Here is a 25,837-nt window from a genome sequence, read left to right on the forward strand (position 1 = left end):
GCAAAGCCCCCGCCGTTACCCACGGGCGACGGCGGGGGCTGAAGGAGCGGCGGGCGACCTGCATCAGATGCGCGTCCGCTCACACCCCGATCACGGCTTCGGGAACTTCCGGCCCCTGACCTGCGTTTGCGCCATGACGTGAACGGGAAAGGAACGTCCCATGCCTCTTTCGACAATTCTCATTATCATCCTGATCCTTGCCCTTGTCGGCGCGCTGCCGACCTGGGGCTATTCCAGCGCCTGGGGCTATGGCCCGTCGGGCATCCTGGGCGTGCTTCTGATCGTGCTCCTGATCCTTGCCTTGACGGGCCGGCTGTAAAGGGGGCCGTCGATGCGCGGAATACTGCTTTGGCTTCTGGGGGTGCCGATCCCCCTCATCATCCTGATCTACCTGCTGTTCTGACCCCCGCCCCGCCGCGCGCCCACGCGTGGCGGGGTCCGCATCTGGCGGCCCGTTCGGGCAATCGGGTACGCGCCCTTGAAATGAACCGCCAAATGCCCCATAATCCCATCTGCGACGTTATTCTTATCGAACTGTCTCCTACCCTGGCTTCAGTCTCTCGATCTTTGACTTGCGGAGCCGGGCTGTCGCAATCTCGCGGACAGCACCACGACAGGAGATATCACGATGGCAACTGGCACCGTGAAATGGTTCAACGCTACCAAAGGCTTCGGCTTCATCCAGCCCGACGGTGGTTCCAAGGACGTGTTCGTCCACATCACCGCGCTGGAGCGCGCTGGCCTGCGCGGCCTCGATGACGGTCAGAAAGTGACCTTCGATCTGGAAACCAGCCGCGATGGCCGCCAGTCGGCGACCAACCTCGCACTGGCCTGATCGGACGGCAGACCGGAGCGGCCCGGACACCGGGCCCCCGTGTCACCTAAATGATCGGCATCACGACCGATGCGGAAAGGGCAGCACCACGCTGCCCTTTTTATTTGCGCAAAGGCCGCGCGGCATCGACGCGCCCGGCATGGGCACGGAATCGGCACAGCACGGGCGCAGATCGCGATTGCCGCGCCCCCGGACGCGGGCTAGCCTGCAGCCCATGAGCCAGATCCTCCGCGATGAAATAGACGCCCGCCGTGACGACCTGATCGCCCTGACCCAAGGGCTGATCCGCATCCCGACCCTGAACCCGCCCGGGCGCAACTATCGGGAAATCTGCGACTTTCTTGCGGAACGGCTGCGCGCCAGCGGCTTTGCGGTCGAACTGGTCCGCGCGACCGGCGCGCTGGCCGACAGCGACCGCCACCCGCGCTGGAACATCGTCGCCCGCCGCGAGGGCACCCGTCCCGGTGATTGCGTGCATTTCAACAGCCATCATGACGTGGTCGAGGTCGGCCATGGCTGGACCCGCGATCCTTTTGGCGGCGAACTGGAGCGTGGCCCCACAGGCGACCGCATCTATGGCCGGGGCGCCTGCGACATGAAGGGCGGCCTTGCCACCAGCATCATCGCCGCCGAGGCCTTTATCGCCGCCCATCCGGATTTCGCCGGGGCGATCGAGATCTCGGCCACCGCGGATGAGGAATCGGGCGGCTTCGGCGGCGTCGCCTATCTGGCCGAACAGGGCTATTTCGACCCGGCCCGCGTGCAGCATGTCATCATCCCCGAACCGCTGCACAAGGACCGGATCTGCCTTGGCCATCGCGGCGTCTGGTGGGCCGAGATCGAGACGCATGGCCGAATCGCCCATGGGTCGATGCCCTTCCTCGGCGACAGCGCGGTGCGCCACATGGGCGCGGTGCTGGCCGAGATGGAGGCGACGCTGTTCCCCCTGTTGGCCACCAAGCGCACCGAAATGCCGGTGATCCCGGAAGGCGCGCGGCAATCGACGCTCAACATCAACTCGATCCATGGGGGCGAGCCGGAACAGGACGCCGACTATACGGGCATGCCTGCGCCCTGCGTCCCCGACCGCTGCCGCATCGTCATCGACCGGCGGTTCCTGATCGAGGAAAACATCGACGAGGTGAAGGCCGAGGTCACCGCGATGCTGGAGCGCGTGAAGGCCGAGCGTCCGAATTTCCACTATGAAATCCGCGACCTGTTCGAGGTGCAGCCGTCCATGACCGACCGCGACGCGCCCGTGGTGCGGACCGTGGCCGATGCGATCCGCAAGGTGCTGGACACCGAAGCGGGCTTTGTCGTGTCGCCCGGGACCTATGACCAGAAGCATATCGACCGGATCGGGCGGCTGAAGAACTGCATCGCCTATGGCCCCGGCGTGCTGGACCTTGCGCATCAGCCCGACGAATGGATCGGGGTGCAGGACATGATCGACAGCGCGAAAGTGATGGGCCTGACGCTCGCGGAACTGTTGCTGCCGCGCTGACGCCCCTTTCCGTGCGGGCCGCGCCCCGTTATATGCCGGCGCATGTCCACGAACCCGCCCAACCTCCGCCCCGATCTGGCGCCCGCGCCGATCTTTGACCCGACCCGCCGCGATAGTGCGCGTTCGGGCCAGCCGACCATCGGCATGGTCAGCCTTGGCTGCCCCAAGGCATTGGTGGACAGCGAACGCATCCTGACGCGCCTGCGGGCCGAGGGTTACGCGATCAGCCCCGATTATGCGGGGGCGGATGCGGTGATCGTGAACACCTGCGGTTTCCTCGACAGTGCCAAGGCCGAAAGCCTTGAGGCCATCGGCGAGGCGCTGCGCGAAAACGGCCGTGTCATCGTCACCGGCTGTCTGGGGGCGGAACCCGACTATATCACCGGCGCGCATCCCCGGGTGCTGGCGGTGACGGGGCCGCATCAATATGAACAGGTGCTGGATGCGGTCCACGGCGCGGTTCCGCCCAGCCCCGACCCGTTCATTGACCTGCTGCCGGCCTCGGGCGTCAGCCTGACGCCGCGCCATTACAGCTATCTGAAGATTTCCGAGGGCTGCAACCACAAGTGCAAGTTCTGCATCATCCCCGACATGCGCGGACGTCTGGTCAGCCGCCCCGTCCATGCCGTCCTGCGCGAGGCGGAAAAGCTGGTGCAGAACGGCGTGCGCGAACTGCTGGTGATCTCTCAGGACACCTCTGCCTACGGCGTCGACCGCAAGCATGACCTGCATCCGTGGAAGGGCGGCGAGGTCCGGACCCATATCACCGATCTGGCGCGCGAACTCGGGCAGCTCGGCGCCTGGGTGCGGCTGCATTACGTCTACCCCTACCCGCATGTGCGCGACCTGATCCCGCTGATGGCCGAAGGTCTGGTGCTGCCCTATCTCGACATTCCGTTCCAGCACGCGCACCCCGATGTTCTGAAACGGATGGCGCGGCCGGCCGCGGCGGCGCGGACGCTGGACGAAATCGCCCGCTGGCGCGCCGACTGCCCCGATATCACGCTGCGGTCGACCTTCATCGTCGGCTATCCCGGTGAGACGGAGGAAGAATTCCAGACCCTGCTCGACTGGCTGGATGAGGCGCAGCTGGACCGTGTCGGCTGCTTCAAGTATGAAAACGTCGCCGGGGCGCGGTCGAATGCCCTGCCGGATCATGTGCCCGAAGAGGTCAAGCAGGACCGCTGGGAACGCTTCATGGAAAAGGCGCAGGCGATTTCCGAGGCAAAGCTCGCCGCAAAGGTCGGGCTGCGGATGGAAGTGATCGTCGATGCCATCGACGAGGAGGGCGCCACCTGCCGCACCAAGGCCGATGCGCCGGAAATCGATGGCAACCTGTTCATCGACGAGGGCTTCGACGGCCTCGCCCCCGGCGATATCGTGACGGTGGAGGTCGAGGAAGCGGGCGAATACGACCTTTGGGGGCGGCGGGTTCCCTGAGGGGCCGGGCACGGGCCTTGCGGCTGCCGAGAGCAGGTCGCCGGGGCGCGCTGGATGAAGCCCGGCCGTCCGGAGTGGTTTCAAAGCGGGGTCGGAGCGGTTATTCCAGCAAGGCGCAACCGGACATGCGAATGAGAAAGACCCACGCCGTCAGGGGCGCGGGCCTCCCGTTCTCACGACCGCAGGGCAGGGTTACATCCAGTAGGGATGCACCCCATAGTGACGATGGGTGCGTTCCTCCCAGTCGCGGTCGCGATACCAGTCGGCGTCCCGGGCGGGCGCGCCTTCAAGCTGTTCGCGGGTCAGGTCGGTCACGTAACCTTCCTGCGTCGTGTCATAGCGCAGCTTGCCCCAGGGAATCGGGTGGTGATCCTCGCCGAGGCCCAGAAAGCCGCCAAAGCCCATGACCGCATAGACGACCTTGCCCGAGACCTTGTCGATCATCAGGTGGTCGATGCTGCCAAGCTGTTCGCCGGCGGGGCTGTAGACGGTGGTGCCGTTCACGTCGCTCGACGAGATGAGGCTGTGTCCGCTGGTCTGCATGGTTCTCCTCCGGAATTGGTTCGTTGGAGATAAAACTGCGCAGGCCCCCGCCATGTTCCTGGCGATCAGTCGGGGGCGGTCCCGGCGGGCGGGCTTTCGGCAAGATAGCGCCGGACGCAATCCTGAACATGGCGGAACCGGTCGCCGCCCAGATGGGTGCCGCCATACCAGCGGGTGACGACGACCACCTCGGACCGGCGCCCGGCGGCCTCGAGCATCCGCAGGATGATCGCCCCCGCGCCGGTTTCGCCGTCATCCCCTTTGGCCGGGCCGTCAGGCAGCAGCGCGCCCCAGCTGTTATGGGTCGCGCGGGCGTAACGCTTGTCGCGGGTCAGGGCGCGCAGAAAGGCCTGCACCTCGGCGCGCGAGGCGGCGGGGCCGCCGCTGACGGCATAGCGCGAGCCGCGATCGGTCAGAACGGTGTCGATCCGGAACATGGCCGCGGCTTAGCGGGCCGCGGGCGCGAAGGGAAGCCCCTGCCGGAAGGGTCAGGGCGAAACCTGCCCTGCGGGGTGCCTGCGTTGGCGCATGATGCTCCGTTCCATCCCTGCCGCCCGCGCGAAGGTTGCCCTTGGCACGAGGTGGGCGGATGACAGGTGTGCCCTGAACCCTGGCCGAGAGAGATGGCGTATGGCCGCCGCGGTTCAGGGGCGCAGACGGGCCATCAGGTCGCGGTTGCGGCAATAGTCGGGGGCTGTGGCCGGGGCCGCGCCTGCCTGCCTTTCCTGCCTCCCTCTTTCCTGCGCATCAAGCCAGCCCTGGCAGGCCTCGGCCTTGTCGCAGCCGCAGCAGCGCAGCACGGCGCCGCGCAGGGACGGGCCGCTCAGCCGGCCGGTGACAAGCGCGTCGGCCATGTCGATGCCGGTGGTTTCGGCCATGCGGCCGACAAGTGTCGCGTGGCGGTCAAGCCGGGTCAGTCCGATCATCCTTGCATCCTCTGGCCATATGTTGCGGGGCGCAGGCCAGAGGATGCCGCGGGCGCGGCGCGGCTGCCTTGATCCAGATCAAGCGCCGGATAAAGGCGGTGCGGCGGGATCAGCGAGGGGATCGGGCACCTCGGCCCAGACCCGTCATCGCAGGCCCGCCATGGTGCGGCGCACGATCTCCATCCGCTGGGCGTTGGGCGGGTGGGTACCGAGAAAGCGGTTGCCGGGATCGGGGATGCGGTTGAAGAACTCGGCCCCGCGCATCGGGTCATAGCCCGACCGATAGGCGATCACGGTGCCCAGCGCGTCGGCCTCCAGCTCGAATTCGCGGCTGTAGGTGCGGGCGCCGATCGTGGCGCCGGCGCGCTGGAACGCCTCGACATCCGCAGCCGACGCTCCGCCGAGCGAGGCGAGCGTCCCGAGGATCATCGCGCCCGTGGCCGCCGATTGCTGCTGGCGCGGCAGATGGCCCAGGATGTGATGCGCGGCCTCATGCCCCAGGATAAAGGCGATTTCGTCCTGGTTGCGGGCTTCGCGGATCAGGGCGAGCGTGAAGCCGATCACCGGGCGGCCGTTGCGGTCCACGGTCTGGAAGGCGTTCGCGGGCACGTTCGGGCGGTCGTCGATCACGATCATGAAGTCGCAGTTGACGTTGCGCGTGCGGGCCTGACATTCGCGCTCGGCCAGCGGCTCCATCCGCGCGACGACGGCGCTGAAGTTGCGCGCGGCGGTACTCGCGTCGACGGGCGCCGCCGGCTGCGGCTGGGCCACCTGAACCGGGCGGGGGCCGGGTTCATCCACCACCACGACGGGCAGCGGCGCACAGGCGGCAAGGGCCGCGGCCAGTCCGATGAAAACGAATGAAAGCGCGCGGCGCATGTCCCTTCCTGCCCCTTTGATGCCTCGACCGATATTCCTGTAATTCCCGCAGGCATATAGCACCGGCGGCAGGGCCGGAAAGCAAAAAGCTGGTCAAACCTGTGTCAGCGGCACGTCAGCGCGGCCAGGGTCGCGGATGCACAAGACGGCGGCAGGCTGTGCCGCTGCGACGCGGGCTCACAGGGGATTTCACTGTGGATTTCACTGTGGATCTCACTGCGTATTTCACTGGGGGCTTTCCGAATCCCGCCAAAGCCGCCATGCTGGTCCCATGTTCAGCATAGAGCACGATTTCGACGCGACCGTCATCACACTCGTGGACGAGGGACCGGCCCCGCTTCAGGAAGATGTGATCCTTCAGGCCTTTGAAGAAGGTGTGGTGATCGAGCAGTTCGACCCCCGCAAGGACGAGGTTCTGCGCATCACCCTGTCGCAGGCGCAGTTGCGCGAACTGGCGGCGGCGCTCAACCTGCCCGAAGGGGTCTATCGCCTCTCGCCGCGCAAGTAACGCCCCCCGGCTGTTGGCCCGTGGCTGATGGTCCTTGGCTGGCGATCAGTCCAGCAGGCGGAACGTCTTGTCCCGCGCGGCAGCCCCGCGCACAAGCGTCAGCCGCCCCGGCGCCACGCCCATCGCCCGCGCCAGCAGCCGCGTCACCACCCGGTTCGCCTTGCCGTCCTCGGGGACCGCGGTGACGGTGATGCGGATCTGCCCGTCCTCCGTCAGGATCACCGCATCGCGGGCGGCACGCGGCGTCACGCGCACGGTGATCTGCGCGCCGGGCTGCGCCAGATGGGCAAGATCGGCAGGCGGGGCCTTGGGCATGTCCGGTCCTCGCAATGCGGTTCCTTGGGGGGTGCATGACGATCCGGGGCCGGCCCGTCAATCGTGACGGTCAGTCGCGACGGTCGATCGCTCTGGTCATTGGCGCGGGGCTTGCCTAGGCTCTGCCCCGCAAATGGGGGTGCAGGATGACCACGGGCTTTTTCTGGGACGAGCGGTGTTTCTGGCACAACGGCGGCAACTATGCCTTCACGCTGCCCGTGGGCGGGCTGGTGCAGCCGCTGGCGGGCGGGCTGCCCGAAAACCCGGAGACCAAGCGGCGCCTTCTCAACCTGATGCAGGTGACGGGGCTGGCCGGGCACCTGTCGATGCAGGGCGCCGAGCCCGCCACCGATGTCGATCTGCTGCGGGTCCATCCGCGCCGCTATCTGGCGCAGTTCAAGGCGCTTTCCGATGCGGGCGGGGGCGAACTGGGCCCGCGCAGCCCGTTCGGCGCCGGCGGCTATGAGGTCGCGGCCCTTTCGGCGGGGCTGGCCAAGGCGGCGCTCGATGCGGTGCTGCGCGGCGAATTGCGCAATGCCTATGCGCTGTCACGCCCGCCGGGGCATCACTGCCTGCCGGAACATCCGAACGGGTTCTGCCTGCTGGCCAATATCGCCGTCGCGGTCGAGGCCGCCCGGGAGGCAGGCCTTGCGCGCCGTGTCGCGGTGCTCGACTGGGATGTGCATCATGGCAACGGGACCGAAGCGATCTATTACCGCGACCCGGACGTGCTGACGATCTCGATCCACCAGGAGGCGAATTATCCGACCGACACGGGCGCGGCGCTGGACCGGGGCGAGGGGCTGGGGCTGGGCACCAATGTCAACATCCCGCTGCCACCGGGGGCGGGCCACCGCGCCTATCTGGCCGCGATGGACCGGATCGTGCTGCCCGCGCTGCATGACTTCCGCCCCGACGTCATCATCGTCGCCTGCGGTTTCGACGCGGCGGCGATCGACCCCTTGGGCCGGATGCTGGCCACGGCCGAGACATTCCGCCTGCTGACACGCCGGGTGATGGGCGCGGCCGGCACGCTCTGCGACGGGCGGCTGGTGATGGTGCATGAAGGCGGCTATTCCGAGGTTTATGTGCCCTTCTGCGGCCATGCGGTGCTGGAGGAAATGTCGGGCGCCCCGATGACCGCCGCCGACCCGCTGGCCCAGACACTCGCCGCGCGCCAGCCGGGCGATTACTTCGACCGGATGATCGACGGGCTTCTGGCCGATCTGCGCGCGATCTTTGCCGCCCCGCCCTGAGCCCTGAGCCTTGGGCCCTTGACACCACAGCCCGGCACCCGCCCAGCCAGAACCCCTGCCATCCAAGACCTGACGGAGTTCCCCATGCCTGATCCGAATACAGCCGCGCTGCAATTCCTGCTGACCCGCCGGTCGCGCCCTGCCAAGATGCTGTCGGCGCCCGTCCCCGACCGCGCCGCGCTGGAACCCATCCTGACCGCGGCCGCCCGCAGCCCGGACCACGGCAAGCTGGAACCCTGGCGGTTCATCGTGATCGAAAAACCGGCCCTCGACCGGCTGGCTGTCCTTGCGCGCGACCGGGCCGGGGCGGCGGGGCTCGACCCCGACCGGGTGGAAAAGGCCGCCGCGCAATATGCCGATGCCGATCTGGTCGTGGCCGTGGTGGCGGGGCCGCAGCCCTCGGACAAGGTACCCGAGATCGAGCAGATCCTTTCGGCCGGGGCGGTCTGCCTTGCGATGCTCAACGCGGCGCTGGCCTCGGGCTGGGGCGCAAGCTGGCTGAGCGGCTGGGCCAGTCAGGACCGGGGCTTTGTGGAAACGGGCCTTGGCCTTGCCCCGCATGAATTCATCGCCGGGATGATCCATATCGGCACAGAGCGGATGGCCCCGCCGGACCGTCCGCGCCCCGATCTGGATCGCATCACGACCTGGCTGTCGGAATGATCCTTCATGACTTCCTGCGGGCGCTGGGCCAATGGGCCGATCCGCGCTTTCGCAGGGTGGTCTGGCTGGGGCTGTTGCTGGCGCTGGCGCTTCTGATCGGGGTCTATGCGCTGATGCTGGCCGCGATCGAATGGCTGGTTCCGGCGACCGTAGTGCTCCCCTGGGCGGGTGAGGTCGGGGGGCTTGCCACCTTCCTGTCGCTGGGCGGGCTGATCGTGATGATCGTGCTCTCGCCCCTTCTGATGATGCCGGTCGCCTCGGCCTTCACGGGCTTTTTCCTCGACGATGTGGCGCAGGCGGTCGAGGACCGGCATTATCCCGCCCTGCCCCCGGCTGCGGATGTGCCGCTTTATGACCAGATCAAGGACGGGGTGAACTACTTCGCGCTGCTGGTCGCGGTGAATATCCTGGGGCTGGGGGTGTTCCTGTTCAGCGGCCCGTTTGCGCTGCCGGTCTTCTGGGGGCTGAACGGGTTCCTGCTGGGCCGGGAATATTTCCAGATGGTGGCGATGCGGCGGCTGGGACGCACGGGCGCCTCGGATATGCGCGGCCGCTATCCGCTGACCGTCTGGACCGGCGGCGTCCTGATGGCCCTGCCGCTGAGCGTGCCTGTCCTCAACCTCTTCGTGCCGGTGATCGGGGTCGCCGGGTTCACCCACCTGTTCCATCGGTTGCGGCGGCAGGAAGCGGCGGCATCCGGTCGAACCAGTCGATATCCCGGACGGTGAGCCCGCTGAACAGGATGATCGAGGCGATCACCGCCCAGATGACCAGGGCTGCGACCGTGACGATGCGCACCTTGGGCCCCAGCCCCGGATCGGAGGGCGCCGATGAGGGCGTGCCGGGCACCACCGCCCCGGCCTCGCCCTGCGACGTGAGCCGCAGCGGCAGCACCACGAACAGCACGAGAAACCAGATGACGGCAAAGAGGACGGCGGCGGAAACGATACTCATTCAGACCTGTTCCAGTTCGATAAGCGTGCCGTTGAAATCCTTCGGATGCAGGAACAGCACGGGTTTGCCATGGGCGCCGGTCTTCGGCTCGCCGGTCCCGAGGATGCGGGCGCCCTTTTCGACCAGCCGGTCGCGGGCGGCAAGGATATCCTCGACCTCATAGCAGATGTGATGGATGCCGCCCGCCGGGTTCTTGTCCAGAAAGCCGCGGATCGGGCTGGCCTCACCCAGCGGGTAAAGCAGTTCGACCTTGGTGTTCGGCAGCGTGATGAAGACGACCGTGACCCCGTGGTCCGGTTCGTCCTGGGGCGCGCCCACCTCGGCGCCCAGCATCTCCCGGTATTGCGCGGCGGCGGCGGCAAGATCGGGCACCGCGATTGCGACATGATTAAGACGGCCGATCATCGCGTTCCCCCCTGACATGGTTTTTCCGTAGCGCGCCGTTTGCGCGGCCCGAGGAGCGTTATGGGGGCTCGGCGCCTTGCACGCAAGGGTTTGGCCCCTTTGGCACGGGGGGACGTAAGGACGCAGGCCGGGGGCTGCCGTTAACCATCCGTTAGCCGAGAGGGGGGTTAATGGGCGCTGCCCCCATCCAGAAGGAGTGATTCTCGTGTCGGACGATCTCACCTTTCCCCTGCCCCGCCCCACCCGGCCCGACGGCGCGGCGGGCGTCACAACCTTTGACCACACGGCGGGGGCCACGACCTTCGATCGCGCGGCGGGGGCCACGACTTTTGATCGCGCGGCGGGTGCCACGACCCTCCTCGCGGTCGAGGACAGCCGCGTCGCGAGCGAGGCGCTGCGGCTCTTGTGCCGGCGCTGCGGGGCGCGGCTGCGGCGGGCCGACAGCCTCGCCTCGGCGCATCGCCATCTGCGCGTCTACCGGCCCTCGGCGATCCTGGTCGATCTGGGCCTGCCCGACGGATCGGGGCTGGACCTGATCGCGACGCTGGCCCGCGCGGCGCTGCGCATCCCGCGCATCATCGCGACGTCGGGCGATCCCGGGCTGGCGCAACAGGCACTGGCCGCCGGGGCGGATGCCTTTCTGCCCAAGCCCTTTGACCTGCGCGCCTTTCAGGCAACCTTGCGGGGGGCGACCGCCGATACCCCCTCCCCTGCATCCGGGACCGGCGCCCCGCAAGCGGCGCTCTCCGCGCCTCTTTCCGAGGATGAGACAGCGTCCGAGGCGCGCCCCGACCTTCTGGCGCTGCGCGACGATCTGACCGCCGCCGAACGGGTGCTCGCCGCCCCCACGGCCCCCGCCGATATCGACTATCTGGCGCAGTTTCTGAGCAGCGTGGGCCGGGCCGCCGGGGACCCGGCGCTCTGCAATGCCGCCGTAAGGCTTGCGCGCGACCGCGCCTCGGGCGGTGCGACGGGGCCGGCGCTGTCACATATCGCGGGGCTGGTGCGGGAAAGGCTCGCCGGCGCGCGGGCGTTCTGACGGGCGGGGGCGGGCGCGCTGCGGCAAGAAAAAGGCCCGCCGGGGCGGGCCTTCGTAGGGCAGCGCCTCAGGCGCTTTGGCGGGCGGGACGACCGCTACCGGAACCCCCGGCCGCGCCGTTCCTGGAACTGCTGCGATGGCGCACCTTCTGGCCCGGTTTCGCACCGGCACCGGCACCGCCCCCAAATCCGGCACCCGCGCCAGCGGCGGGTTTGCCGCCCTGACCCGAGCCCCCGGCTTTGCCGCCAAAGCCACCGGATTTCTGGCCGGATTTCGGTTTCTGTCCCTGTTTTTGCCCACCGCGCGGCGGGCCGGAACGGCGACCGGGCCGGGGCGCGGGCTCGGCCATGACGGCCATGTGCTCTCCGCCAAGGATCGGCAGGCCCACGCCGGTCAGTTTCTCGATCGCGCGCAGCTCGCCGATTTCCGCCGGGGCGCAAAAGGCCACAGCCCGGCCCGAGGCACCGGCCCGCGCCGTCCGCCCGATCCGGTGAACATAGTTTTCGGGCACGTTCGGCAAGTCGTAGTTGTAGACATGGCGCACGCCCGGGATGTCGATGCCGCGCGCGGCCACATCGGTCGCGACCAGCACCATCATCTCACTGGCGCGGAAGGCGGCAAGGGTGCGTTCCCGCTGGCCCTGGCTCTTGTTGCCGTGGATCGAACCGGCGTTGAAGCCCCAATTCGTCAGCAGCTTCATCAGCTTTTCCGCGCCATGCTTGGTGCGCGAAAAGACCAGTGCCTGTTCGTCGGGGTGTTTTTCCAGATAGCTGCGCAGCAATGTCGCCTTGTCGCCCTGCGGGGTATAGTGGACCCCTTGGGTGATCTTGTCGGCGGTCTTGCCGGGGGGCGAGACCTGAACGCGGACCGGGTCGCGCAGATAGGTCGAGGCCAGTTCCTCCATCTGTTTCGGCATCGTGGCCGAGAAAAGCAACGTCTGGCGCTTTTCCGGCAAGAGCCGCGCGATACGGCGCAGCGCGTGGATAAAGCCCAGATCGAGCATCTGGTCGGCCTCATCCAGCACCAGGTAGCGGGTTTCGGCGAGGGTGAGCGAGCCGCGCTCCAGCAGGTCCAGAAGCCGGCCGGGCGTCGCCACCAGCACATCGGTGCCGCGCGCCAGCCGTTCGGCCTGCTTGTTGATCGAGGCGCCGCCGACGACGACGGTCAGCCGGATATGGCTGCCTTGGCCGAAATTCCCCAGATTGTCGGCGATCTGGTTCACCAGTTCGCGGGTCGGCGCAAGGATCAGCGCCCGCACGGTGCGGGGCTGCGGCGCCTTGCCGATCTGGATCAGCCGGTGCAGGAGCGGAAGGCCAAAGGCCGCCGTCTTGCCCGTGCCGGTCTGCGCCAGACCCATGAGGTCGCGCCCCTCCATCACATGCGGGATCGCCTGCGTCTGGATCGGGGTCGGGGTGGTAAGGTTCTGGCGCGACAGCGCCTTGAGCAGTGTCGGGTGAAGCCCGAGGGTTTCGAAATCAGTCAATTCAACAGCCTTTCTCAGGCGCGCACGCCAAAAGAGTGGACCGCCCGTCCGGGCGGTATGCATGGTCGTGACCCGAAACGGGCCACCGGACCCCTGCGTGACGTGGGAACCTGCGAAATGGCGCATTGCGCCCGACCCGGTCTGTCGCGCCATTTTGCGCGGGCTGCTCACGCGGCAGCGGACCTAGGGTTCCGGTCCAGATGGGCCCATTCCGCCCAAAGGTCAAGCCTTGGCCTGCAAGCGGGGCCGGAACGGCAAAGAAAAACCCCGCTCAGGGCGGGGTTTTCGACAGGCGGGGTTTCGAATGCCGGAGCAGGCGATCTCAGCGGTTGTCGTCCTCGTCGTCCTCATCCTCGGAGGCGGGGAGGTTGAAGAAGCTGTCGGCATCGGCGAAATCGGCCTGGGGCTTTTCCTCTTCCTCGGTGGGCGCGAGGGTGAAGTTTTCCAGCCCTGCAATGGCCGAGGGCATCCGCGGTTCCGGCGACATGGCGAGCGATTGTTCCGTGCTCACCAGCTTGCGGCGTTCGTCATCGGTCATCACCACGCCTTCGGCGGCGCGCTTTTTCACCGCCTGCTGGACAGCCGCGTCCAGTTCCGACTGGCGGCAGAGGCCGAGCGCGACCGGATCGACCGGCTGGATATTGGCGATGTTCCAGTGGGTGCGTTCGCGGATCGACTGGATCGTCGGCTTGGTGGTCCCCACGAGCTTGCCGATCTGACCGTCCGAAAGTTCGGGGTGGAACTTGACCAGCCAGAGGATCGCCGCGGGGCGGTCCTGCCGTTTCGAAAGCGGCGTGTAGCGCGGGCCGCGGCGCTTTTCCTCGCCCACGGCCGCCGCGTTGAACTTGAGCTTGAGGCGATAGGCCGGGTCGGCCTGCCCGCGCTCGATCTCGATCGGGTCAAGCTGGTTGTTCGCGATCGGGTCGAAGCCCCGCACGCCTGCGGCCACGTCGCCATCGGCGATGCCCTGCACCTCCAGTTCGTGCATTCCGCAGAAATCCGCGATCTGGCGGAACGACAGGGTCGTATTGTCCACCAGCCAGACTGCCGTCGCCTTGGCCATCAGAGGCTTGTTCATCGGATCACTCCTTCGCACATATCTTTCCCGCGCCGGGAAAACGGCTGCGGCGGGTCGCCCCTTTCCGCCTGTTCTCGTTTTCGGGGAAGTCACCGCGTTATATAGACGCCGCCCCGGCGGGAGAAAAGCGAAAAGTCAGGCCACCCGCAGCACGATCTTGCCGATGTGATCGGAGGTTTCCATCCGCGCATGGGCTCGTTCGGCCTCGGCCAGGGGAAACTCGCTGTCCATCACCGGCGCGACGCGCCCCGCCGCCAGCAGGGGCCAGACCTGCACCTCCAGCTCGCGCGCGATCTTTGCCTTGGCCTCGTCCGACTGGGGGCGGAGCGTGGAGCCGGTGATCGTGAGACGGCGCGTCATCACCTCGGCGAAGTTGAGCGTGACCTTGGCCCCGGTGAGAAAGGCGATCTGGATCAGGCGCCCCTCATCGGCCAGCGCCTTGACGTTGCGGGGCAGATAGTCGCCGCCCACCATGTCGAGGATCAGGTTCGCCCCGCCTTCGGCCTGAAGGAGGGGCACGAAATCCTCGGCCCGGTAGTTGATCGCCCGTTCCGCCCCAAGGGTCACGCAGGCCGCGCATTTTTCATCCGAGCCGGCGGTGGCGAAGACGCGGGCGCCAAAGGCGCGGGCCAACTGGATCGCCGTCGTGCCGATGCCCGACGATCCGCCATGCACAAGGAACCGTTCCCCCGCGCGAAGCCCGCCGCGCATGAAGATGTTGGACCAGACGGTGAAGAAGGTTTCCGGCAGGCAGGCAGCCTGCCTGAGGTCCAGACCGCGCGGGACGGGCAGCGCATGTTCGGCGGTGGTGCAGACATATTCCGCATAGCCGCCGCCGGGCACGAGGGCGCAGACCTCATCCCCCTCTTCCCAGCGGGCGACATCGGGGCCGGTGGCGACGACGGTGCCCGAGACCTCGAGCCCCGGCAGGTCGGAGGCGCCGGGGGGCGGGTTATAAAGGCCCGCCCGTTGCAGCGCATCGGGGCGGTTCACCCCGGCCCAGGCGACGCGAATCACGATCTCGCCGGCGCCGGGGCGCGGGACGGGCCGGTCGCAAGGGCGCAAAGCCTCGGGCCCGCCGGGAGCGGAAATCTCCACGGCGCGCATCGTCTCGGGTAGGGTCATCATTGCTCCTGTGGCTGCCCGTTCCAGACGCCCGGAAGGTCTGCGGGGGGTGTTCGTTTCGGGGCGCGCACCTGCCGTGCAAGCCAGTTCGGCCCGATCATCAGCGGGCGCAGCAGCGGGCTGCGGTTGACGCTCGCCTTGAGTTTCTCGAACCGCATCACATCCTCGATCCGGCGATCGACGAAATTCCAGGTCGCCTGATGGCCGGCGCTGTCATCGCCCAGCCAAAAAAGCACGCTGGAGCCATAGACGCCCGCCAGCAGGGTGCGTTTCGTATACCAGTTGAGGTCGTTCGAGGTGTCGCCCATCGCGGTCCAGATCCGGTCGGCGGTGCCCCAGACGGCCCGCGCCCCGTCCGCCGCATGTTGCGGCAGCGCGAAAAGCGTAGCACCCCGGCGCACCGCCTCGCGATCTTCAATCGCCTCGATCCGGTAGCGGATGGCGGTGGCGATCCGGTCGCGGATGCGCAGGTGTCCCAGTTCCTCGGCGGCAAGGCGTGCCGCAAGGATCGCATCGCCGCGCCGGTGATAGGCCATCGCCAGATCGACGCCCGCCCGGGGGAAAAGCGCCCGGGCCAGCGCCTGGTCGACGCCCGTATCGGTCGCGGCGGCGCGCAGGGTCGCCTCGGACCAGCCATCGAACGGGACATGGACCAGCGCCGCGTCAAGCAGCCGGTCCTTGATCGCGTTCGGATCTGACTCCGGACCGGATTGCGGGCCGTTCTGCGCCCCGTCCGGGGTCTGGGATTTTGGTTCGGGCATTTCGGCCTCCGTTCTTTCAGCCGTTCTTTCAGCGGAACGGTAGACAAACTAGCGCGGCTTTGCTATAGGGCCACGTCCTGCGTTTATCGTAACTCTAACTTAGGAAGGTGGTGAAAACCACATGCAGGTAAGTGTTCGCGACAACAACGTCGATCAGGCGCTTCGTGCGCTGAAGAAGAAACTTCAGCGTGAGGGTGTGTTTCGTGAAATGAAGCTCAAGCAGCATTTCGAGAAACCGTCCGAGAAGAAAGCGCGTGAGAAGGCCGAAGCGATCCGCCGTGCGCGCAAGCTGGCGCGCAAGAAGGCGCAGCGCGAAGGGATGCTCTGAGCATTTCCGGTCTTTGAACCGATCTGCCCCCGTAGCCCGGCTGCGGGGGTTTTTCATTTGGGCGACGGGTCAGACCGGAATCATACGGGAATCGCTGTGGTCTTGCAGACCGTGCGCAGGGCAAAGGACGACTGCATCTGCGCCACGCCCGGCAGGCGGGCCAGATACTGGCGGTGGATGCGCGCGAAATCCTCGGTATCCTCGGCCAGCACCTTGAGCAGGTAATCCGCCGTGCCCGCCATCAGGTGACATTCGAGCACATCGGGGATGCGCGCGACTTCGCGTTCAAAGGCATCCAGCACCTCATCGGCCTGACCCGACAGCGTGATTTCCACGAAAACCGTGGTGGGCCGTCCCATCTTGCGGGCGTCGAGCAGCGCGACATAGTCCCGGATATAGCCGTCGGATTCCAGCCGCTGCACCCGCCTGTGGCAGGCCGAGGCCGAGAGGTTCACCCGTTCCGCCAGTTCGGCGTTCGAGATCCGCCCCTGCCGCTGCAGAACGGTCAGGATGCGGCGGTCCGTGGCGTCGAGGGACATGTTGCTGCAATCTCCTGCCGGTTTCGGGGTCGTTTGTCGAAGGGTCTACCACGAAACCGTGCCGGCGCCAGCCGCGTTCGGTGATACTTGCCCGAGCCTTGCGTCATAATGCCGCCACAAGAGGAGCCAACGGGAGGAGGACCCAATGAAGATCGGTTGCCCGAGAGAGATCAAGCCGCAGGAATACCGCGTCGGCCTGACGCCCCATGCCGTGCGCGAGGCCGTGGCCCATGGCCATTCGGTTCTGGTGGAGCGTGGCGCGGGCCAGGGCGCGGGGTTCGGCGATGACGACTATACCGGGGCCGGGGCGAGGCTGGCCGACACGGCGCAGGAGGTCTTTGCCGAGGCGGAAATGATCGTGAAGGTCAAGGAGCCGCAGGCAGAGGAGCGCGCGCGCCTTCGCGCCGGTCAGGTCCTCTTCACCTATCTGCATCTTGCCCCCGATCCGGACCAGACGCGCGACCTGCTGGAAAGCGGCGTGACGGCGATTGCCTATGAAACGGTGACGGATGCGCAGGGCGGGCTGCCGCTGCTGGCGCCCATGTCCGAGGTCGCGGGGCGGCTGGCGCCGCAGGTGGGCGCCTGGACGCTGCAAAAGGCCAATGGCGGGCGCGGTGTCCTTTTGGGCGGCGTGCCGGGCGTTTCGCCCGCCCGGGTGGTGGTGATCGGCGGCGGGGTCGTCGGCACCCATGCGGCGCGGGTCGCGGCGGGAATGGGGGCGGATGTGACCGTGCTCGACCGTGCGCTGCCCCGGCTGCGCTATCTGGACGATGTGTTCGGGGGCACGTTCCGCACCCGCTATGCCAGCGCGGGCAACACCGCCGAACTGGTGGCCGAGGCCGATATGGTGATCGGCGCCGTGCTGATCCCGGGGGCAGCGGCGCCAAAGCTTGTCACGCGCGCGCAGCTGACGACGATGAAGCCCGGCGCGGCGATCGTCGATGTGGCGATCGACCAGGGCGGCTGTTTCGAGACCTCGCGCCCCACCACGCATGAGGACCCGATCTATGAGGTGGACGGCATCCTGCATTACTGCGTCGCGAACATGCCGGGGGCGGTGGCGCGGACATCGACGCTTGCGCTGGGGAACGCGACCATGCCCTTCATGCTGGCGCTGGCCGACAAGGGATGGCGCACCGCCTGCGAGGAAGACCCGCATCTGCTGGCGGGGCTCAACACCCATGCGGGCCATCTGACCTATGCGGCGGTGGGTCGGGCGCTGGGGATAGACGTGCTGTCGCCCCGGCTTGCGCTCAAGCAGTAAAAACGCGGCGTCGTGGGGCGGGGAAGGGTCGATTTTGCGCTGTTGCCCCCGCCCCCGACCCGCTAACAAAGTTGCGAGAGCCCCCGAAAGGGCGCAACGATGGGAGAAGCAGACCGATGAAGGTTTTGGTGCCCGTAAAGCGGGTGATCGACTATAACGTGAAGGTCCGGGTGAAATCGGACGGGTCCGGCGTCGATCTGGCGAACGTCAAGATGTCGATGAACCCCTTTGACGAGATCGCCGTCGAAGAGGCGATTCGGCTCAAGGAAAAGGGCGCGGCATCCGAGGTCGTGGTCGTGTCCATCGGCGTGAAGCAGGCGCAGGAAACGCTGCGGACCGCGCTCGCGATGGGGGCCGACCGCGCGATCCTGATCGTCGCCGCCGAGGATGTGCATCAGGATATCGAGCCGCTGGCGGTCGCCAAGCTGCTGGCCAAGGTCGTCGCGGATGAGGCGCCGGGCCTTGTCATCGCGGGCAAGCAGGCCATCGACAACGACATGAACGCGACCGGGCAGATGCTGGCGGCGCTTCTGGGCTGGAGCCAGGCGACCTATGCGTCGGAGCTTGCCGTCGAGGGCGACCAGGCCACCGTCACGCGCGAGGTCGATGGCGGATTGCAGACGATCCGGGTCAAGCTGCCCGCCATCGTCACCGCCGACCTGCGTCTGAACGAGCCGCGCTATGCGAGCCTTCCGAACATCATGAAGGCCAAGAAAAAGCCGCTGGAGGAAAAGACCGCCGCCGATTACGGCGTCGATGTCACCCCGCGCCTGACGGTCGTCAGCACGACCGAACCGGCGGGCCGCAAGGCAGGCATCAAGGTCGGCTCGGTCGATGAGCTGATCTCGAAACTGAAAGACGAAGCGGGGGTGATCTGATGGCTGTTCTTCTTCTCGCGGAACTGAATGGCGTGGAGCTTGCGCTGGATGCGACGGCCAAGGCGGTCACGGCGGCGAAATCGCTGGGCGAGGTGACGGTGCTGGTCGCCGGTCAGGGCTGCGCTGCGGCGGCCGAGGCTGCGGCGGGGCTTGATGGCGTCGCAAAGGTGCTCTGCGCCGACGACGCGGCCTATGGCAAGGCGCTGGCCGAACCGCTGGCCGATCTGGTCGTGTCGCTGGCCGGGGGCTATGGCCATATCCTCGCGCCCTCGACCGTCAGCGCGAAAAACGTGCTGCCGCGGGTGGCCGCGCTTTTGGACGTGATGGTGATTTCGGACGTGACCGCGATCAAGGATGCCGACACGTTCGAGCGGACGATCTATGCCGGGAACGCCGTGCAGACGGTGAAATCGGGCGATGCGGTCAAGGTGGCGACGCTGCGCACCACCGCGTTCGAGGCGGCAGGTCAGGGCGGTCCGGCCCCGGTCGAAACCGTCTCAGGCCCCGCCGCCGCCGGTCTGTCGGAATGGGTGGAGGACAAGGTCGCCGCAAGCGACCGGCCCGAGCTGACCTCGGCCGGGATCGTGGTGTCGGGCGGGCGCGGCATCGGGTCCGAGGAGAATTTCGCGCTGATCGAAAAGCTCGCCGACAAGCTGGGCGCCGCCGTGGGCGCAAGCCGGGCGGCGGTGGACAGCGGCTATGCCCCGAACGACTGGCAGGTGGGCCAGACCGGCAAGGTCGTGGCGCCGATGCTTTACATCGCCGTAGGCATTTCCGGCGCGATCCAGCACCTTGCCGGGATGAAGGACAGCAAGATCATCGTCGCCATCAACAAGGACGAAGAGGCCCCGATCTTCCAGGTGGCCGATTATGGTCTGGTAGGCGACCTGTTCCAGATCCTGCCGGAACTGACCGAAAAGCTCTGAGCCCAACGGCATCTGTCGCAACGGCCCGCCCTGGCGGGCCGTTTTGCGTGGGCCGCGCCCTGCGCCGCCTGCGCGTCCTTGCCCGTCATGATCCCGGCCTTTCGCCGCTGTCTTGCCCTTCCCGCCTTGCGCCGGTGATCTTTTGACTTGCCGGTCTTGCACCGGTGGGCAGGCCGGGCCTATGGTCGGGCCGGAAAACCCGAGGGGAATGACGGCATGGAAATTCGGTCGGTTGGCGTTGTTGGCGCGGGGCAGATGGGCAACGGGATCGCCCATGTCTTTGCGCTGGCCGGATATGACGTTCTGCTGACCGACATCTCTCAGGCGGCGCTGGACAAGGCGCTGACGCTGATCGACCGCAATCTGGAACGGCAGGCGAGCCGGGGCAAGATCACCCCCGAAGAGCATCAGGCCGCCCGGGGCCGCATCCGCACGACGCTGACCCTGACCGACCTTGGCCAGTGCGACCTGATCATCGAGGCCGCGACCGAGCGCGAAACTGTCAAGGCCGCGATCTTCGAGGACCTGCTGCCGCATCTGAAGCCGGAAACGATCCTGACATCGAACACCTCTTCGATCTCGATCACGCGGCTGGCGAGCCGGACCGACCGGCCGGAAAAGTTCATGGGCTTTCACTTCATGAACCCCGTGCCGGTGATGCAGCTGGTCGAGCTGATCCGGGGCATCGCCACCGATGACGAGACCTACAAGACCCTGCATCAGGTGGTGGAAAAGCTGGGCAAGACCGCCGCCAGCGCCGAGGATTTCCCGGCCTTCATCGTGAACCGCATCCTGATGCCGATGATCAACGAGGCGGTCTATACGCTTTATGAAGGCGTGGGGTCGGTCAAATCCATCGACGAATCGCTCAAGCTCGGGGCGAACCACCCGATGGGGCCGCTGGAACTCGCGGATTTCATCGGGCTCGACACCTGCCTTGCGATCATGAACGTGCTGCATGACGGGCTGGCGGATACGAAATACCGCCCCTGCCCCCTTCTGGTGAAATATGTCGAGGCCGGCTGGCTGGGCCGCAAGACCCAGCGGGGTTTCTATGACTATCGGGGCGAGGTGCCGGTTCCGACCCGGTGATCCCTGCCGGGACAGAGACCAGGCTCTGGCGGGCTCAGTAATCCTCGCCGAAGCGGTTCGCGACAAGCTTTTCCAGCGCCTCGGCGAGGGATTCGGCCTCGGCCCCCGATGTGGCGATGGTGATGGAACTGCCGCGCGCGGCGCCCAGCATCAGAAGACCCATGATCGAATCACCCGAGACCGACATGCCGTCGCGGCTGACCTCGACGCTGGCGTCATGGGCCTCGACCACCTCGACGAACCTGGCGCTGGCACGCGCATGAAGACCTTTTTCGTTCACGATCTTCAGCTCGCGTTCCACCGTCATGCCTTGCCTGCCCCGAAATCCATGCTGTTGATATATTTGCGCCCGGCCTCAAGCGCATGGGCGACCGCGTCGGGCACGGTCTGCTGACGCGACTTCGCAAGCTTGATGAGCATGGGCAGGTTCGCGCCGTAAAGGATGCGCCGGTTCGCCGGAACGCAGGCCATGAGCGAGAGGTTCGAGGGCGAGCCGCCGAACATGTCGGTGACTACAATCACCCCGTCGCCCTGATCGACCGTATCGGCGGCGTTACAGATCTCGGCCTGCTTGGCCGCACGGTCATGGTTATCCTCGATCGAGATGGCCACGACGCCGGATTGCTTGCCGACGACATGTTCGACCGCCGCAAGATATTCTCTTGCCAAACCACCATGTGCGACGATCACGATTCCGATCACGCCTTCCCACCTGTCAAAGCTCCGGGGGCTGAAACCCGCCGTTCAAGTTCCCTGTGTCTTTTAGACACTTGCCAACCGGCCTCCGCAAGGGTTGCTGCCAGTTTTTCGGTCAAGAATACGCTACGATGCTGCCCGCCCGTGCAACCGAAGGCTATGGCGACATGGGTGCGCCCCTCTTGCAGTTGCGCGGGCAGCATCAGGCCGGTCAGCCCGGCCACCCGGTCAAAGAACTCGGCAAAGCGCGGATCGGCCCCCACATACGCGCCCACCTGCGGGTCCCGGCCATCGAGCGGGCGCAGCGCCTCGACCCAATAGGGGTTCTGCAGGAAGCGGCAGTCAAAGACCACATCGACCCCCGCCGGCACGCCGCGCTTGTAGGAAAACGAATGGACGGACACGGCCAGCCGCGCCGTGGCGCCATGGTCGAACCAGCGTGCCATTTCCGCGCGCAGGTCATGGGGCGACAGGCCGGTCGTGTCGATCAGCACATCGGCCCGGTCGCGCAGGGGCGCCAGCAGCTCGATTTCCCGCCCGATCCCGAGCGCGGGTTGTTCAACCGGGGCCAGCGGGTGGCGCCGCCGTGTTTCCGAGTATCGCCGGATCAGCGTTTCGGGCGCACAGTCGAGATAGAGAACCTCGGGCGCGATGCCGGGATGGCGGGTCAGGATGCCGATCATCTCGGTCAGGGCGTCGGTGCTGAAATCGCGGTTGCGCACGTCGATCCCCAGGGCCAGCGGCCGGCTGAGCGGCGGTCCTTCGAGCAGGCGCGGCACGAGGCTTAGCGGCAGGTTGTCGATCACCTCATAGCCCAGATCCTCCAGCGCATTGATCGCGGTGGACCGGCCAGCCCCCGACGGGCCGGTCACAAGGACCAGCCGCTGGGCGGCGCGGGGGTCCGCGGTAACGGGCTCGCAGCGGTCCGGCGTCGCCGGGGCGATATCCGGCGCTTTCGGAATGGGGTCATGTGGCCCCGGGCTCATCGGGGCGGTCGCTTCATCTGCTGGCATCTGGGGTTCCGGCCTATCGGGGGGTGGCATCTCAGGCACTCCGTCCCTCTTTCAGATATTGCAAAAGCGCCGCAGGATAAGGCCCCCCGCCGCCGCAGAGCACGAGCGGAAGCGTTTCTCCCAGAAATGTGACGGTGCGATGGGGGGGCAGGCGCTGATCCTCGGCCCGGCCCAGATCTGCGACCAGCGCCACGCGCACCGGGCCGGCCGTTCGGGCGGACAACAGGCCCATGCCCCGCGCCTCGATCAGCCCCCGGATCGCGTCGGGCGCGCGGGCCCACAGACCGTCGCTACTGAAAAGCTCGGTCCGGTCATCGGCCACCAGATCGGCGCCAAAGGCCATGAGGTGCAGCGCGGTCGTGGATTTGCCCGACCCCGACGGCCCGACAAGGATCAGGCCGCGCCCCTTCCAGGCCACGCAGCTGGCATGAAGCACCAATGGAGACTGGCCATCGCTCTTCTGCATCCTCATGCCATCCCATGCCGCGCCGCAGAAGAAAAGCCCCCGTGCGCCGAATCAGCCGCGACCGTCACAGCGGAACCACATCCGCCCCGTTTCGATGCAGTCGAGCCGCCAGAGGTAAAACTCCGGTGAAGATTGGCGCATCATCGCGCATGGTTGCGCTAACCCCGAAATGGTTGCGCTAACGGAGCCAAACCCTTCTGTTCCCTGTCAGAAATGGCATGTTATAGCCGTGGGGCCGGAAGATAGTTTCTTGCCGGCCGGCGCCGGAACCGTGCAGGGGCGCCGTGACTTTACCTCGTAAAGGCCGCCAGTGCGGCGGAACCGGGAGCTTGCAGATGACCAAGGGATACGTGAATCCAGCCCATCGCCTTGAGGATCAGGGAATTAACGGACTGGGCGAGGTCCATTACAACCTCATCGAGCCCGCCCTGGTGGAAGAGGCGCTCCGCCGTGGCGAAGGCAAGCTGGGCAAGGGCGGCGCGTTCCTCGTCAGCACCGGCAGCCACACGGGCCGTTCCCCCAAGGACAAGTTCGTCGTGCGCACGCCGTCGGTGGAAAACACCATCTGGTGGGAAAACAACAAGCCGATGGCCCCGGCAGCCTTCGACGTTCTTTATGACGACATGATCGCCCATATGAAGGGGCGCGACTATTTCGTTCAGGACCTGTTTGGCGGTGCGGACCCGGCGCACCGGCTGGATGTCCGCGTGGTCACGGAACTCGCCTGGCACGGGCTTTTCATCCGCCACCTGCTGCGCCGCCCCGCGCGCGAGGAACTGGCGGGCTTTGTTCCCGACTGGACGATCATCAACTGCCCGAGCTTCACCGCCGAGCCGGAGCGTCATGGTTGCCGGTCGGGCACGGTCATCGCGCTAAACTTCGACCGCAAGCTGATCCTGATCGGCGGCACGGCCTATGCGGGCGAGAACAAGAAATCGGTCTTTACGCTGCTGAACTACCTGCTGCCGGAAAAGGGGATCATGCCGATGCATTGCTCGGCCAACCATGCGCCCGGCAATCCGGTCGACACGGCGATCTTCTTCGGCCTTTCGGGCACCGGCAAGACCACGCTTTCCGCCGACCCGGACCGCGTGCTGATCGGCGACGACGAACATGGCTGGTCCGAGCGCGGCACCTTCAACTTCGAGGGTGGGTGCTATGCCAAGACCATCAACCTGAGCGCCGAGGCGGAGCCCGAGATCTATGCGACCACCTCGCGCTTTGGCACGGTGATCGAGAACATGGTCTATGACCCGGAGACGCTGGAGCTCGACTTCGCCGACAGCAGCCTGACAGAGAACATGCGCTGCGCCTATCCGCTCGACTATATCTCGAACGCGAGCGAGGCAGCCTTGGGCGGTCATCCCAAGAACATCATCATGCTGACCTGCGATGTGTTCGGTGTGCTGCCGCCCATCGCGCGGCTCACGCCGGCGCAGGCGATGTATCACTTCCTGTCGGGCTTCACCTCCAAGACGCCGGGCACGGAACGTGGCGTGGTCGAGCCGGAGCCGACCTTCTCCACCTGTTTCGGCGCCCCCTTCATGCCCCGCCGCCCCGAGGTCTATGGCAAGCTGCTGCAGGAAAAGATTGCGGCGCATGGCGCGACCTGCTGGCTGGTGAATACCGGCTGGACCGGCGGCGCCTATGGCACGGGACGGCGGATGCCGATCAAGGCGACGCGCGCCCTGCTGACCGCGGCACTCGACGGCTCGCTCGGAAATGCGCAGTTCCGCAAGGATCCGAATTTCGGCTTTGAGGTTCCGGTCTCGGTTCCCGGGGTCGATGACAGCCTTCTGGACCCGCGCAGCACCTGGGCCGACGCGGCCGCCTATGATGCGCAGGCGAAAAAGCTGGTGGGCATGTTCGCCGACAACTTTGCCCAATATGTCCCGCATATCGACGACGACGTGAAGGCCGCGGCGATCGGCTGAGGCGCGGCAGACATGCGGAAAAGCCCCGGTTCGCCGGGGCTTTTTTCATGGGTTACATCATCAGCGCGCGCCGGATCAGGTTCAGCCCCGTCAGGGCCAGCACGACGAGCGTCCAGCGCCGGAACCGGGCGGCGTCCAGCCGGTCCTGCAGGCCGTATCCCAGCCAGAGCCCCACCATCCCCGGCAGGATCATCGCGGCGGAAAACGGCAGCGTCACCGCGTTCACCACGCCCGACTGCATATGCGCCACCAGCAGGACGACCGCGCCGATCAGAAAGATGACCCCCTGCACGCGGATCACGTCGGCCTTGGGCGCCCCGATCGAGAGCAGATAAACAAGGACCGGCGGCCCCCAGACACCCGAGATCCCGCCGTAAAGCCCGCCGACGATGCCCGTCGCGACCTCGGCCCGGCGCCGATGCTCGATCCGGAACCGGAGCTGGCGCCCGAGAAGTTCAAGAGCCGCATAGCCGGTGATCGGCACGCCGAGGATCAGGTAAAGCACGCCTGCGGGGATCTGCGGCATGAACTGCGCGCTGATCAGGATGAAGATCGAGATAAGCAGGATCATCCGCCAGTAGTCGCGGACCGACCCCCAGGCAGCGGCTGCCCCTTGCCGGAAGGCCTGGCTGATATTGGTCGCAAGCGTCGGCAGGATCAGACCCGCCAGCGCAAGCTCCGCCGGCATGATGGAACTGAAGCCCGAAATCACGATCATCGGCATCGCAAAGCCGACCGCGCCCTTGACGATCCCGCCGAACAGCGTGATGGCGATGGCGAGCCAGAAGACCCAGGGCTCCAGCCCGGCCATGAGGTAGTGCATCCCGTCCCCCGATTTCTCTCGCTCTCGCGCGGTGCTGTTTTTGCCGCTCTAGCGCGGCGGGAGCCAGAGGAACAGCGCAATTTCTGCGGGAAACTTTGATGCTTCCTTGCGCTTCTTTAAGAATTAAAGTTGCGCTGCACCTGCGAAGGCCCTATCTGTGAAGC

At 66.8% G+C, this 25,837-nt stretch carries 32 protein-coding genes; 15 read left to right on the forward strand and 17 right to left on the reverse strand.

Features of this window, described 5'->3' with window-relative positions:
- The first annotated feature begins 160 nt into the window (after positions 1 to 160).
- The 4 genes from ACFSGJ_RS04350 (at position 161) to rimO (ending at position 3,779) form a co-directional block, all read left to right on the forward strand.
- Positions 161 to 319, forward strand: a complete 159-nt coding sequence (locus ACFSGJ_RS04350; protein WP_390259772.1) for a DUF3309 family protein — start codon at positions 161 to 163, stop codon at positions 317 to 319.
- 309 nt (positions 320 to 628) lie between these two features.
- Positions 629 to 835: a cold-shock protein gene (locus ACFSGJ_RS04355; RefSeq protein ID WP_390259773.1), complete on the forward strand. Its 207-nt coding sequence runs from the start codon at positions 629 to 631 to the stop codon at positions 833 to 835.
- Positions 836 to 1,049: 214 nt separating this feature from the next.
- Positions 1,050 to 2,339, forward strand: a complete 1,290-nt coding sequence (locus ACFSGJ_RS04360; protein WP_390259774.1) for an acetylornithine deacetylase/succinyl-diaminopimelate desuccinylase family protein — start codon at positions 1,050 to 1,052, stop codon at positions 2,337 to 2,339.
- Positions 2,340 to 2,381: 42 nt separating this feature from the next.
- Positions 2,382 to 3,779 carry a 30S ribosomal protein S12 methylthiotransferase RimO gene (rimO, locus tag ACFSGJ_RS04365; protein WP_390259775.1) on the forward strand — a complete coding sequence of 466 codons (1,398 nt, stop codon included), beginning with the start codon at positions 2,382 to 2,384 and terminating at the stop codon, positions 3,777 to 3,779.
- A 192-nt stretch (positions 3,780 to 3,971) separates the two neighbouring features.
- Here the strand turns inward: rimO and ACFSGJ_RS04370 are convergent, their stop codons facing one another.
- The 4 genes from ACFSGJ_RS04370 to ACFSGJ_RS04385 form a co-directional block, all read right to left on the reverse strand.
- Entirely contained in the window at positions 3,972 to 4,322 is a 351-nt protein-coding gene (locus ACFSGJ_RS04370; protein WP_390259776.1) for a PRC-barrel domain-containing protein, read from the reverse strand.
- 65 nt (positions 4,323 to 4,387) lie between these two features.
- On the reverse strand, positions 4,388 to 4,759 hold the full coding sequence (locus ACFSGJ_RS04375; protein WP_390259777.1) for a YigZ family protein: 372 nt from the start codon (positions 4,757 to 4,759) through the stop codon (positions 4,388 to 4,390).
- Positions 4,760 to 4,966: 207 nt separating this feature from the next.
- A complete protein-coding gene (locus ACFSGJ_RS04380) occupies positions 4,967 to 5,248 on the reverse strand; it encodes a DUF6455 family protein (protein WP_390259778.1) in 282 nt (93 codons plus the stop codon).
- 144 nt (positions 5,249 to 5,392) lie between these two features.
- A complete protein-coding gene (locus ACFSGJ_RS04385) occupies positions 5,393 to 6,127 on the reverse strand; it encodes a M48 family metallopeptidase (protein WP_390259779.1) in 735 nt (244 codons plus the stop codon).
- 271 nt (positions 6,128 to 6,398) lie between these two features.
- On the opposite strand from ACFSGJ_RS04385, the gene ACFSGJ_RS04390 reads away from it, so the two are divergent.
- Positions 6,399 to 6,635: a hypothetical protein gene (locus ACFSGJ_RS04390; protein WP_390259780.1), complete on the forward strand. Its 237-nt coding sequence runs from the start codon at positions 6,399 to 6,401 to the stop codon at positions 6,633 to 6,635.
- Positions 6,636 to 6,680: 45 nt separating this feature from the next.
- Here the strand turns inward: ACFSGJ_RS04390 and ACFSGJ_RS04395 are convergent, their stop codons facing one another.
- Positions 6,681 to 6,950 carry a DUF167 domain-containing protein gene (locus tag ACFSGJ_RS04395; protein WP_390259781.1) on the reverse strand — a complete coding sequence of 90 codons (270 nt, stop codon included), beginning with the start codon at positions 6,948 to 6,950 and terminating at the stop codon, positions 6,681 to 6,683.
- Positions 6,951 to 7,096: 146 nt separating this feature from the next.
- On the opposite strand from ACFSGJ_RS04395, the gene ACFSGJ_RS04400 reads away from it, so the two are divergent.
- The 3 genes from ACFSGJ_RS04400 (at position 7,097) to ACFSGJ_RS04410 (ending at position 9,597) form a co-directional block, all read left to right on the forward strand.
- Positions 7,097 to 8,206, forward strand: coding sequence for a class II histone deacetylase (locus ACFSGJ_RS04400; protein ID WP_390259782.1), 1,110 nt, complete (start codon positions 7,097 to 7,099; stop codon positions 8,204 to 8,206).
- An 84-nt stretch (positions 8,207 to 8,290) separates the two neighbouring features.
- Positions 8,291 to 8,869 carry a nitroreductase family protein gene (locus ACFSGJ_RS04405; protein ID WP_390259783.1) on the forward strand — a complete coding sequence of 193 codons (579 nt, stop codon included), beginning with the start codon at positions 8,291 to 8,293 and terminating at the stop codon, positions 8,867 to 8,869.
- A complete protein-coding gene (locus ACFSGJ_RS04410; RefSeq protein WP_390260127.1) occupies positions 8,869 to 9,597 on the forward strand; it encodes an EI24 domain-containing protein in 729 nt (242 codons plus the stop codon). Before ACFSGJ_RS04405 ends, ACFSGJ_RS04410 begins: the two co-directional genes overlap by 1 nt.
- On the opposite strand, the gene ACFSGJ_RS04415 is transcribed toward ACFSGJ_RS04410, so the two are convergent.
- Together ACFSGJ_RS04415 and mce are read right to left on the reverse strand one after the other, a co-directional pair.
- Positions 9,521 to 9,823: a DUF1467 family protein gene (locus ACFSGJ_RS04415; protein ID WP_390259784.1), complete on the reverse strand. Its 303-nt coding sequence runs from the start codon at positions 9,821 to 9,823 to the stop codon at positions 9,521 to 9,523. The two genes, ACFSGJ_RS04410 and ACFSGJ_RS04415, sit on opposite strands and share 77 nt — an antisense overlap.
- A complete protein-coding gene (gene mce / locus ACFSGJ_RS04420) occupies positions 9,824 to 10,228 on the reverse strand; it encodes a methylmalonyl-CoA epimerase (protein WP_390259785.1) in 405 nt (134 codons plus the stop codon).
- A 205-nt stretch (positions 10,229 to 10,433) separates the two neighbouring features.
- Between mce and ACFSGJ_RS04425 the strand changes: the two genes are divergently transcribed.
- Positions 10,434 to 11,267, forward strand: a complete 834-nt coding sequence (locus ACFSGJ_RS04425) for a response regulator (protein ID WP_390259786.1) — start codon at positions 10,434 to 10,436, stop codon at positions 11,265 to 11,267.
- Between the two features lie 67 nt (positions 11,268 to 11,334).
- On the opposite strand, the gene ACFSGJ_RS04430 is transcribed toward ACFSGJ_RS04425, so the two are convergent.
- The 4 genes from ACFSGJ_RS04430 to ACFSGJ_RS04445 all read right to left on the reverse strand — a co-directional run bounded on the left by ACFSGJ_RS04430 (position 11,335) and on the right by ACFSGJ_RS04445 (position 15,714).
- Positions 11,335 to 12,750, reverse strand: a complete 1,416-nt coding sequence (locus ACFSGJ_RS04430; RefSeq protein WP_390259787.1) for a DEAD/DEAH box helicase — start codon at positions 12,748 to 12,750, stop codon at positions 11,335 to 11,337.
- Positions 12,751 to 13,072: 322 nt separating this feature from the next.
- Positions 13,073 to 13,828: a DUF1013 domain-containing protein gene (locus tag ACFSGJ_RS04435; RefSeq protein WP_390259788.1), complete on the reverse strand. Its 756-nt coding sequence runs from the start codon at positions 13,826 to 13,828 to the stop codon at positions 13,073 to 13,075.
- 135 nt (positions 13,829 to 13,963) lie between these two features.
- Positions 13,964 to 14,953, reverse strand: coding sequence for an NAD(P)H-quinone oxidoreductase (locus tag ACFSGJ_RS04440; protein ID WP_390259789.1), 990 nt, complete (start codon positions 14,951 to 14,953; stop codon positions 13,964 to 13,966).
- Positions 14,953 to 15,714, reverse strand: a complete 762-nt coding sequence (locus tag ACFSGJ_RS04445) for a COQ9 family protein (RefSeq protein WP_390259790.1) — start codon at positions 15,712 to 15,714, stop codon at positions 14,953 to 14,955. The genes ACFSGJ_RS04440 and ACFSGJ_RS04445 overlap by 1 nt, the downstream gene beginning before the upstream one ends.
- A gap of 121 nt (positions 15,715 to 15,835) precedes the next feature.
- Between ACFSGJ_RS04445 and rpsU the strand changes: the two genes are divergently transcribed.
- Entirely contained in the window at positions 15,836 to 16,042 is a 207-nt protein-coding gene (rpsU, locus tag ACFSGJ_RS04450; protein ID WP_008207378.1) for a 30S ribosomal protein S21, read from the forward strand.
- A gap of 80 nt (positions 16,043 to 16,122) precedes the next feature.
- Here the strand turns inward: rpsU and ACFSGJ_RS04455 are convergent, their stop codons facing one another.
- Positions 16,123 to 16,581, reverse strand: coding sequence for an Lrp/AsnC family transcriptional regulator (locus ACFSGJ_RS04455; protein ID WP_390259791.1), 459 nt, complete (start codon positions 16,579 to 16,581; stop codon positions 16,123 to 16,125).
- Between the two features lie 145 nt (positions 16,582 to 16,726).
- On the opposite strand from ACFSGJ_RS04455, the gene ald reads away from it, so the two are divergent.
- From ald to ACFSGJ_RS04475, 4 genes are all read left to right on the forward strand, one after another.
- Complete coding sequence (ald, locus tag ACFSGJ_RS04460; protein WP_390259792.1) at positions 16,727 to 17,845, forward strand: alanine dehydrogenase; 1,119 nt, start codon at positions 16,727 to 16,729, stop codon at positions 17,843 to 17,845.
- Positions 17,846 to 17,961: 116 nt separating this feature from the next.
- Positions 17,962 to 18,723: an electron transfer flavoprotein subunit beta/FixA family protein gene (locus ACFSGJ_RS04465; protein WP_390259793.1), complete on the forward strand. Its 762-nt coding sequence runs from the start codon at positions 17,962 to 17,964 to the stop codon at positions 18,721 to 18,723.
- Complete coding sequence (locus tag ACFSGJ_RS04470) at positions 18,723 to 19,649, forward strand: electron transfer flavoprotein subunit alpha/FixB family protein (protein WP_390259794.1); 927 nt, start codon at positions 18,723 to 18,725, stop codon at positions 19,647 to 19,649. The genes ACFSGJ_RS04465 and ACFSGJ_RS04470 overlap by 1 nt, the downstream gene beginning before the upstream one ends.
- Before the next feature lie 216 nt (positions 19,650 to 19,865).
- Complete coding sequence (locus ACFSGJ_RS04475; protein WP_390259795.1) at positions 19,866 to 20,741, forward strand: 3-hydroxybutyryl-CoA dehydrogenase; 876 nt, start codon at positions 19,866 to 19,868, stop codon at positions 20,739 to 20,741.
- Positions 20,742 to 20,775: 34 nt separating this feature from the next.
- On the opposite strand, the gene ACFSGJ_RS04480 is transcribed toward ACFSGJ_RS04475, so the two are convergent.
- The 4 genes from ACFSGJ_RS04480 to ACFSGJ_RS04495 are packed head-to-tail and all read right to left on the reverse strand — an operon-like array spanning position 20,776 to position 22,916.
- Entirely contained in the window at positions 20,776 to 21,048 is a 273-nt protein-coding gene (locus ACFSGJ_RS04480) for an HPr family phosphocarrier protein (RefSeq protein WP_390259796.1), read from the reverse strand.
- Positions 21,045 to 21,443, reverse strand: coding sequence for a PTS sugar transporter subunit IIA (locus tag ACFSGJ_RS04485; protein ID WP_390259797.1), 399 nt, complete (start codon positions 21,441 to 21,443; stop codon positions 21,045 to 21,047). Before ACFSGJ_RS04485 ends, ACFSGJ_RS04480 begins: the two co-directional genes overlap by 4 nt.
- A complete protein-coding gene (gene rapZ, locus ACFSGJ_RS04490; RefSeq protein ID WP_390259798.1) occupies positions 21,440 to 22,450 on the reverse strand; it encodes an RNase adapter RapZ in 1,011 nt (336 codons plus the stop codon). The genes ACFSGJ_RS04485 and rapZ overlap by 4 nt, the downstream gene beginning before the upstream one ends.
- A 31-nt stretch (positions 22,451 to 22,481) precedes the next feature.
- Positions 22,482 to 22,916 (reverse strand): HPr kinase/phosphorylase, encoded by a 435-nt coding sequence (locus ACFSGJ_RS04495; protein ID WP_390259799.1) that lies wholly within the window; start codon positions 22,914 to 22,916, stop codon positions 22,482 to 22,484.
- 335 nt (positions 22,917 to 23,251) lie between these two features.
- Between ACFSGJ_RS04495 and ACFSGJ_RS04500 the strand changes: the two genes are divergently transcribed.
- On the forward strand, positions 23,252 to 24,850 hold the full coding sequence (locus tag ACFSGJ_RS04500) for a phosphoenolpyruvate carboxykinase (protein ID WP_390259800.1): 1,599 nt from the start codon (positions 23,252 to 23,254) through the stop codon (positions 24,848 to 24,850).
- Positions 24,851 to 24,902: 52 nt separating this feature from the next.
- On the opposite strand, the gene ACFSGJ_RS04505 is transcribed toward ACFSGJ_RS04500, so the two are convergent.
- Positions 24,903 to 25,673 carry a sulfite exporter TauE/SafE family protein gene (locus ACFSGJ_RS04505; protein WP_390259801.1) on the reverse strand — a complete coding sequence of 257 codons (771 nt, stop codon included), beginning with the start codon at positions 25,671 to 25,673 and terminating at the stop codon, positions 24,903 to 24,905.
- Positions 25,674 to 25,837: the final 164 nt, after the last annotated feature.

The organism is Halodurantibacterium flavum, assembly GCF_042681825.1.
Taxonomy (GTDB): Bacteria; Pseudomonadota; Alphaproteobacteria; order Rhodobacterales; family Rhodobacteraceae; genus Halodurantibacterium; species Halodurantibacterium flavum.

Coding starts and splice junctions, on each gene's coding strand:
- ald (WP_390259792.1), top strand. CDS start 16,727: ATGAAGATCGGTTGCCCGAGAGAGATCAAGCCGCAGGAATACCGCGTC.
- ACFSGJ_RS04395 (WP_390259781.1), bottom strand. CDS start 6,950: ATGCCCAAGGCCCCGCCTGCCGATCTTGCCCATCTGGCGCAGCCCGGC.
- ACFSGJ_RS04480 (WP_390259796.1), bottom strand. CDS start 21,048: ATGACGGTGGAACGCGAGCTGAAGATCGTGAACGAAAAAGGTCTTCAT.
- ACFSGJ_RS04495 (WP_390259799.1), bottom strand. CDS start 22,916: ATGCAGAAGAGCGATGGCCAGTCTCCATTGGTGCTTCATGCCAGCTGC.
- ACFSGJ_RS04390 (WP_390259780.1), top strand. CDS start 6,399: ATGTTCAGCATAGAGCACGATTTCGACGCGACCGTCATCACACTCGTG.
- rapZ (WP_390259798.1), bottom strand. CDS start 22,450: ATGCCAGCAGATGAAGCGACCGCCCCGATGAGCCCGGGGCCACATGAC.
- ACFSGJ_RS04400 (WP_390259782.1), top strand. CDS start 7,097: ATGACCACGGGCTTTTTCTGGGACGAGCGGTGTTTCTGGCACAACGGC.
- ACFSGJ_RS04415 (WP_390259784.1), bottom strand. CDS start 9,823: ATGAGTATCGTTTCCGCCGCCGTCCTCTTTGCCGTCATCTGGTTTCTC.
- ACFSGJ_RS04500 (WP_390259800.1), top strand. CDS start 23,252: ATGACCAAGGGATACGTGAATCCAGCCCATCGCCTTGAGGATCAGGGA.
- ACFSGJ_RS04350 (WP_390259772.1), top strand. CDS start 161: ATGCCTCTTTCGACAATTCTCATTATCATCCTGATCCTTGCCCTTGTC.
- ACFSGJ_RS04355 (WP_390259773.1), top strand. CDS start 629: ATGGCAACTGGCACCGTGAAATGGTTCAACGCTACCAAAGGCTTCGGC.
- ACFSGJ_RS04385 (WP_390259779.1), bottom strand. CDS start 6,127: ATGCGCCGCGCGCTTTCATTCGTTTTCATCGGACTGGCCGCGGCCCTT.
- mce (WP_390259785.1), bottom strand. CDS start 10,228: ATGATCGGCCGTCTTAATCATGTCGCAATCGCGGTGCCCGATCTTGCC.
- ACFSGJ_RS04405 (WP_390259783.1), top strand. CDS start 8,291: ATGCCTGATCCGAATACAGCCGCGCTGCAATTCCTGCTGACCCGCCGG.
- ACFSGJ_RS04435 (WP_390259788.1), bottom strand. CDS start 13,828: ATGAACAAGCCTCTGATGGCCAAGGCGACGGCAGTCTGGCTGGTGGAC.
- ACFSGJ_RS04440 (WP_390259789.1), bottom strand. CDS start 14,953: ATGACCCTACCCGAGACGATGCGCGCCGTGGAGATTTCCGCTCCCGGC.
- ACFSGJ_RS04370 (WP_390259776.1), bottom strand. CDS start 4,322: ATGCAGACCAGCGGACACAGCCTCATCTCGTCGAGCGACGTGAACGGC.
- ACFSGJ_RS04470 (WP_390259794.1), top strand. CDS start 18,723: ATGGCTGTTCTTCTTCTCGCGGAACTGAATGGCGTGGAGCTTGCGCTG.
- ACFSGJ_RS04465 (WP_390259793.1), top strand. CDS start 17,962: ATGAAGGTTTTGGTGCCCGTAAAGCGGGTGATCGACTATAACGTGAAG.
- ACFSGJ_RS04375 (WP_390259777.1), bottom strand. CDS start 4,759: ATGTTCCGGATCGACACCGTTCTGACCGATCGCGGCTCGCGCTATGCC.
- ACFSGJ_RS04380 (WP_390259778.1), bottom strand. CDS start 5,248: ATGATCGGACTGACCCGGCTTGACCGCCACGCGACACTTGTCGGCCGC.
- ACFSGJ_RS04455 (WP_390259791.1), bottom strand. CDS start 16,581: ATGTCCCTCGACGCCACGGACCGCCGCATCCTGACCGTTCTGCAGCGG.
- rpsU (WP_008207378.1), top strand. CDS start 15,836: ATGCAGGTAAGTGTTCGCGACAACAACGTCGATCAGGCGCTTCGTGCG.
- ACFSGJ_RS04475 (WP_390259795.1), top strand. CDS start 19,866: ATGGAAATTCGGTCGGTTGGCGTTGTTGGCGCGGGGCAGATGGGCAAC.
- rimO (WP_390259775.1), top strand. CDS start 2,382: ATGTCCACGAACCCGCCCAACCTCCGCCCCGATCTGGCGCCCGCGCCG.
- ACFSGJ_RS04360 (WP_390259774.1), top strand. CDS start 1,050: ATGAGCCAGATCCTCCGCGATGAAATAGACGCCCGCCGTGACGACCTG.
- ACFSGJ_RS04505 (WP_390259801.1), bottom strand. CDS start 25,673: ATGCACTACCTCATGGCCGGGCTGGAGCCCTGGGTCTTCTGGCTCGCC.
- ACFSGJ_RS04445 (WP_390259790.1), bottom strand. CDS start 15,714: ATGCCCGAACCAAAATCCCAGACCCCGGACGGGGCGCAGAACGGCCCG.